The sequence below is a fragment of the Acinetobacter sp. YH12151 genome (assembly GCF_013418355.1).
Taxonomy (GTDB): domain Bacteria; phylum Pseudomonadota; class Gammaproteobacteria; order Pseudomonadales; family Moraxellaceae; genus Acinetobacter; species Acinetobacter pseudolwoffii.
Map to the genome: position 1 here is coordinate 1 of NZ_VPCG01000092.1, position 4,360 is coordinate 4,360.

Consider the following 4,360-nt stretch of genomic DNA (forward strand, 5'->3'; position numbering starts at 1 on the left):
CATTTGAGTATTTCACTAATTTAATTCTCTTATCTACTCAATAAATAATAATACTATAACGATTTTATTGGAGGTTTTTTGATTCTATTTAACATAATGGCGGTTATACGAAGTACACTTATATATTAATATAGATATCAACCACTTAATAAAACCAGAAAAAGCCAAAAATGACCGAAAAGCCGATTTTGAAACAAGTCGGCTTTTTTATGAGCGGTTTTGATAGTTCTTGCCAATAAATTTGACTAAAAATTACGCTTCTCAACTTGAGTGATACAATTTTGTGATACATTATTGTATATACAAATTTGAATGTTTTTTATGGAACAGTATTTTGAATGGGATGAGGCTAAGAATCGAAAGAATCGGAAAAAGCACGATGTCTCTTTCGAAACTGCAAGCCTTGTTTTTGATGATCCACTGAGGATCTCAATACAGGATAGACATACCGATGGTGAAGAACGTTGGCAGACCATTGGGAAAGTAAAAGGCGTACTAATGCTGTTAGTAGCTCACACCATCTTTGATGAAGATGACTGTGAAATCATACGAATCATTAGTGCAAGACAAGTAACTAAAGCAGAGCGAGATAAATATGAGCATGGTTAGATACTCACGCAAAGAACTGAATGAAAAATTCAGCGACAAGCAAGATGCTGAAATTGAACGCTTGCTTGCTAAGGGAATAGTTTCTGACGATCATCTAGATCTATCAGATATGCCTGAAATTACCGACTGGAGTAATGCTGTACGCCACAATCAATTCTATCGTCCAGTGAAGCAACAAACATCTATTCGTTTAGATGCTGACGTACTTGCATGGTTTAAAGCTCAAGGCAAAGGTTATCAGACACGTATGAATGAAATCTTGCGGGATGCCATGCTAAAAGAATTAAAAAATCATCAATAAAAATGGGAGCTTAAGCTCCCATTTTTAGATTCGTATAACGTGTATTATGTTAATTTTAGCTGTTCTTAACTCTTCCTTTTTCTTTCCATAGCTTTGATAAAAAGCTAATTATCTTTATTATTTCTATAAATTGTGAACTTACTTATATGAATCGTATCTATCTTGATGAAGCTGGAAATACTGGACATGACTTATTAAATGTTGATCAGCCTGTTTTTGTATTAGCAGCTAATATATTCACTGATGAAGAAGCCTTAGAACTTCTAAAAATTTTAGACTTTAAGGGAGTTGAGGCTAAATTTTCTAATTTAAAAAGAACTAGAAAAGGTAGAACTAAGATTCTAAAATTTATAGAACAAGTAATATTAAAATCAGAAAAAGTAAAGACTGTAATGGTGCATAAAAAATATATGGGACTAGGTAAAATTTTCGATATCTTAGTAGAACCTATTTATTTTAGTATGGGGGTGAACTTCAATAAAAATATGAGAAATGTATGTACAGTCAATATGCATTGGTATGTTATAACAACATTTTATGGCGAAAAAAATCTTAATAAACTAATCAGCAAATTTATAGCCTTAATTCGTCTTAAAAATGAATCTAGTATAGATGAATTTTATAAAACCGTAGAGTTGATAAAAAAGAATCCTATAAATACTAACAATACATTGAACTTTAATGAGATTTTAGCTTCTAAACAATTAGTTAAAGAATCCATAGCAGTTATTGATAAAACTCATCTTGATCCAGTACAAACTGGTTTGTTTACTCAGGCAACACTTTGGGGAAAGGATCTATCTGATGGCTTTATGTTTATTCATGATGAGTCGAACACTTTAGAATCAAGCTTGAATAATTTTAACAAATACACTAATCCAGCAAGTATTCCAACAATCATTGGAACAGGGGATAGAGCATATGAACTACCATTAAAAGTAGAAAAAGTCTCTTTAGAAAAATCTCATTTTTTCCCTCAGATACAAGTCTCCGATATCATTGCGGGTGCTTTAGCACATACAGCAAATTGTAGAGCTTTTACAGATAATAGAGATGATCAACTCAGTATTGACTTACTTTCAATAGGTATCGAAAAACTAATGACACATTCAGTTTGGCCTGAAACAAAAGTAACTCCTCAAGATTTTGGAATTTTCGATTTGGAAAAAGAATCAATAAATCCTGTTGATCAAATAGCTAGTTTTTTATTAAGTAATAAAACATAGATTATATTTGAGAAGAAAAAGATAATAATTTAAGATTGGCCTTATCCAGTTAGGATTGCTATCTACCCACCTTAGCTGGATTTTATATTAAGGAAATTAGATAGTAATAGTCTGAGTGCTACGAACCTAACTCTTCATGAGACCCGTAGTAATTTTTCAAAGGAGTGATTTATGTCACAACTTAAGAAAAAGAGCTCAGCGGGTTTAGTTCTAGGCTTTCCAATGGTATTTAATGTACTTGTTGGGCATTTTGATCCTAGTTTAGCTTACTTGTTGACATGTTTTTTTATTGTCAGCTTGTGTGCTGTTCAAAACTAAGCTGGCAGCCACTCAAAAAGTGGCCTCCTTAGATTTTTTATCACAACTAAATATAAATTAAATCCCACATTTAACATAATAGAGCTTATACGAAACGCTCTTTAAAATAGTTTTATATTTCAAAAAGTTATGTTATAAAAAATTGGGACGCAAACCCTAAAAAGCTGACTTTTTTCCAAGTCGGCTTTTTATTAAGCAAATCTGTAACTTTTAGCCAATAAAATTGATCAAAAATGATACTTTCGCAAGAGGTCTAATCTGTCTAGAGCCTATTTAATTAGAATTGACTTGGATCGATATGAGATGTCTTTAAATTTCCATTAACCTGTTCAATCAATTCAATTGTATAACCTGTATATTGATACCCATCAAATCTAAAATTAAAATTTTGGTCTGCTTTTGCATATGCAGTTTCTGGGCCAAATAAATGCTCAGTACCATACCACTGTTGACCAGATGCATATTTAATATTGTAAGTTCCTAGTGGTAGATTAATTTCTAATACATCGCCTGACTGTATGAAATAACTAACCAAGTGTTTATGTGTATAAGCATTTTCAATTTTTACAAAATAATGGTTTCCAGTCGATGGAGTTTTAATTCTCAAAGGTGCAACACCTTCAAAATTACTATTATCATTATGCCCAGTCTTTGGAAGGGGCTTTGGTGTTAATTCTTTAACTGTTAAACCAGCGTTAACATTCCCTGTTTTTATAATCTGCGTTAAAACTATTTTTTGGTAATTAAACCACTCAAATAGACAGGCCTCATCCTTACAATTTTTCTCACGATAATTCCACTGTTTTCGAACACGATTATTAAGGGCTTTTTTATCTGTAACAGTCGTTTTTGCTTGTTTTAAAAGACTAGCTAATTCTAGATCAGCTATCGCTAAATCTTCATTATTACAAATTAAATTTTCAGTAAGAGACTTGGCTTCATTACAATCAAAACTTGCTGGATACGTTGTTTTTGAATTTTCTATATTGTCTTCGTTATCTGCTAGTAATACACTTTCTGAAGCGTCTGAAACCGTTGAATACTCATCGTCCTTACTTTTATTATTAGAAAATAGTAATAAATATAAAATAGATATAATAATAATTAGACTAATAGTTCCAACCAATAAAAATTCTATATTAGAGAAAAATTTTGCAAAAACAGAGTCATCACTACCTTTCTGTTCTTGTTGAGCTCTTTGTTCTTGTTGAGCTCTTTGTCCCTGTTGAGCTCTTTGTTCCTGTTGAGCTCTTTGTTCCTGTTGAGCTCTTTGTTCCTGTTGAGCTCTTTGTCCCTGTTGAGCTCTTTGTTCCTGTTGAGCTCTTTGTTCCTGTTGAGCTCTTTGTTCCTGTTGAGCTCTTTGTTCCTGTTGAGCTCTTTGTTCCTGTTGAGCTTCTTGCTCTTCAATCCAGATATCATGTTTTCGACGTTTCACAGGATCAGATAAAACTTCATAAGATTGATTAATCAGCGCCATAATTCTCCCAGCCTCTGGGTCATTTTGGTTTCGATCAGGATGATACTTCTGAGATAGTCCCCTATAAGCAGCTCGAATAACTTCAATCGGTGCAGTTTTTTGAATTTTTAGATTATCGTAATGTGTTCTAAATTTCGACAAGCCTTTTTCCCCGAGGATTAAAATATAAAATAGTAGAAATATTAAGGAATGCTATTTTATGCGTAAATATCTTTATTTTAATAGGTTTTTTTTACTCATAAATAGACCTCTTGTGTTAGTCAAAAATGATACTTTCGCAAGAGGTCTAGTGTATAGAATTTTGGTGGTGTTTCAAAAAGTATGCTGAAAAAAACAATATGGCTTTTGATAAAATAGAGGTATGAAAATAACGCTACAAATCAAATGTCCTACCTGTCTAAGTAACAATATAAAGAGAAATGGCATCAA

Annotated in this window: 4 protein-coding genes; 3 read left to right on the top strand and 1 reads right to left on the bottom strand. The window is 32.2% G+C overall.

Annotated elements, in window-relative coordinates; all coding sequences use genetic code 11:
* Positions 1–321 precede the first annotated feature (321 nt).
* From FTU82_RS15715 to FTU82_RS15725, 3 genes are all read left to right on the top strand, one after another.
* Complete coding sequence (locus FTU82_RS15715; RefSeq protein ID WP_180101634.1) at positions 322–609, top strand: BrnT family toxin; 288 nt, start codon at positions 322–324, stop codon at positions 607–609.
* Positions 596–910 (top strand): BrnA antitoxin family protein, encoded by a 315-nt coding sequence (locus tag FTU82_RS15720; RefSeq protein ID WP_180101636.1) that lies wholly within the window; start codon positions 596–598, stop codon positions 908–910. The genes FTU82_RS15715 and FTU82_RS15720 overlap by 14 nt, the downstream gene beginning before the upstream one ends.
* Before the next feature lie 146 nt (positions 911–1,056).
* Positions 1,057–2,136 (top strand): DUF3800 domain-containing protein, encoded by a 1,080-nt coding sequence (locus FTU82_RS15725; protein ID WP_180101637.1) that lies wholly within the window; start codon positions 1,057–1,059, stop codon positions 2,134–2,136.
* A gap of 595 nt (positions 2,137–2,731) precedes the next feature.
* Here the strand turns inward: FTU82_RS15725 and FTU82_RS15730 are convergent.
* The gene (locus tag FTU82_RS15730; RefSeq protein ID WP_180101639.1) at positions 2,732–4,072 is read right to left on the bottom strand and encodes a DnaJ domain-containing protein; all 1,341 of its coding nucleotides are present in this window, start codon (positions 4,070–4,072) and stop codon (positions 2,732–2,734) included.
* Positions 4,073–4,360: the final 288 nt, after the last annotated feature.